Origin of the sequence: Frankia sp. AiPs1 (genome assembly GCF_023716945.1) — a bacterium.
Lineage (GTDB): Bacteria > Actinomycetota > Actinomycetes > Frankiales > Frankiaceae > Frankia.
Genome location: NZ_JAMQQF010000871.1, coordinates 1 through 1700 on the forward strand (window position 1 = coordinate 1; position 1700 = coordinate 1700).

Below are 1700 nucleotides of genomic sequence, written 5' to 3' on the forward strand. Positions count from 1 at the left end.
GCGCTGCCCTCCGGGTGGGTGCGGCCGGGTGCGATCGCGTCGACCCGGGCGCCTCGCGCGGCCAGGCGTGCGCCTGCCCACAGGGCGTCACCGCCGTTGTCACCGGCCCCGGCGAGCACGACGATCCGGGCGCCATGGACGTGATCGAGGCGGCGGGCGACATGGGCGACCAGGCCGTACACCGCGCGTTGCATGAGGGCACCGGGCGGCAGGCAGGCGAGCAGCCCTGCCTCGGCGTCCCGGATCTGGCTGACCGTGTGCGCGTTCCGCATGCCGCCATGCTGCCCCGCGCCGGGCGGCCGATGCCGCAGGAGCCCCGGGATGGCCGAGATGGCCGCGGTCACTGGGGTCACTGGGGTCACTGGGGTCACTGGGGTCGCCGGACCGGCGGCGTTCGGGCAGGTGGCCGGCGATCAGCTCTCGACGATGAGCTCAGCTCTCTGCGAGGACCATCGCGACGGCTACCCCGCCGTCGTGGGTGAGGGACAGGTGCCAGGAGGCGATGTCGAGCCGCGCCGCCGCGGCAGCCACGGTGCCGCGAATCCGCAGCGACGGCCGCCCACCCGCTCCCAGGACGACCTCGGCGTCGTGCCACTCCAACCCGGGCGGCGCCCCGAGCACCTTCGCCACGGCCTCCTTCGCCGCGAACCGGGCCGCCAACCGCTCCGGTCGGGCCAGGCCGCGCTCCGCCGGGGTGAACAGGCGCATCGCGATCCCCGGCGTCCGGGACAGCGTCGCGGCGAAACGGTCGACGTCCACCACGTCGACGCCGACACCGACCACCGCCATCGGGCAAGCGTCCCATACCGGCGCGACGGCGCACGACGGCCCACAGCGGCCGACGACGGCGCGCAGCGGCCCTGCACCCACTTCGTCGCGACGCGCCGATCGCGCCGCGGCCCACCCCCTCGGATCAGGGCCCAGCCCCGTCCGAAGGGGTGGCATGCCGGCGGGTCCGGACCCGCCGGCCCGGCGCAACCCGCCCGGGCTCAGGACTTCGCATTCCAGCCCGGCGCGGAGCCATCGGCCGTCCCGTCGCCGTCCTTGCCGCCGGCGCCCCTCCCGGTTTCGGCCTGCTGCGCGGTGTCGGCGCTGTCGGCCCCCTCCGCGGTCGCCGGCTCGCCCTCATCGCCGGCAAGGATGCGGTAGAGGCTGCGGCGGGTCTCGGTGAGCAGGGCCCGGGCGGCGGCGATCTGCGCGTCGTCCCCGGCCTGGGCGACCTGGACCACCGCGGCACCTACCGCGAAGGCCAGGGAGCGCAGGCTGGACAGCTCGTCGTCGGCGCTGGCCGCGGCGGTCTCCCACGGCTTGCGCTGTCCCACCCGGGACTCGACATGGGCCCGCCCGATGTCGGTGAGGTGGAAGACCCGCTTGCCCTCCGCCTCCTCCGCCTGCACGAGCCCCTCGTCGGCGAGCAGGGACAGCACCGGGTACACCGAGCCGGGGCTCGGCCGCCAGGTGCCGCCGCTGCGCTCGGCCAGCTCGCGGATCATCTGGTAGCCGTGCATGGGCTGCTCGGCGAGCAGGGCCAGCAACGCCTCACGGACATCGCCGCGACCCACCCGCGGCCCGCGGCCGAAGCCGCCCGGCCCGCCGAAGCCCGGGCCGAACCCGGGACCGAACCCCGGACCGGGACCGGGGAAGCCGCCGAATGGCGGCCACCCCGGACCGCCACGGCGCCCGCGCGGCCGGCACTCGCC

At 76.7% G+C, this 1700-nt stretch carries 3 protein-coding genes; all 3 read right to left on the bottom strand.

What is annotated here, in order from left to right; all coding sequences use genetic code 11:
* On the bottom strand, positions 1 to 272 hold a 272-nt coding region (locus ND748_RS31450; protein ID WP_285902974.1), incomplete at its 3' end, for an NAD(P)H-hydrate epimerase.
* A gap of 160 nt (positions 273 to 432) precedes the next feature.
* Positions 433 to 789 carry a holo-ACP synthase gene (locus ND748_RS31455; RefSeq protein ID WP_251749929.1) on the bottom strand — a complete coding sequence of 119 codons (357 nt, stop codon included), beginning with the start codon at positions 787 to 789 and terminating at the stop codon, positions 433 to 435.
* Positions 790 to 989: 200 nt separating this feature from the next.
* On the bottom strand, positions 990 to 1700 hold a 711-nt coding region (locus ND748_RS31460; protein ID WP_251749930.1), incomplete at its 5' end, for a PadR family transcriptional regulator.

Excerpts from the sequence above, each read along its gene's own strand:
- ND748_RS31455 (WP_251749929.1), bottom strand. The coding sequence starts at position 789 with ATGGCGGTGGTCGGTGTCGGCGTCGACGTGGTGGACGTCGACCGTTTC.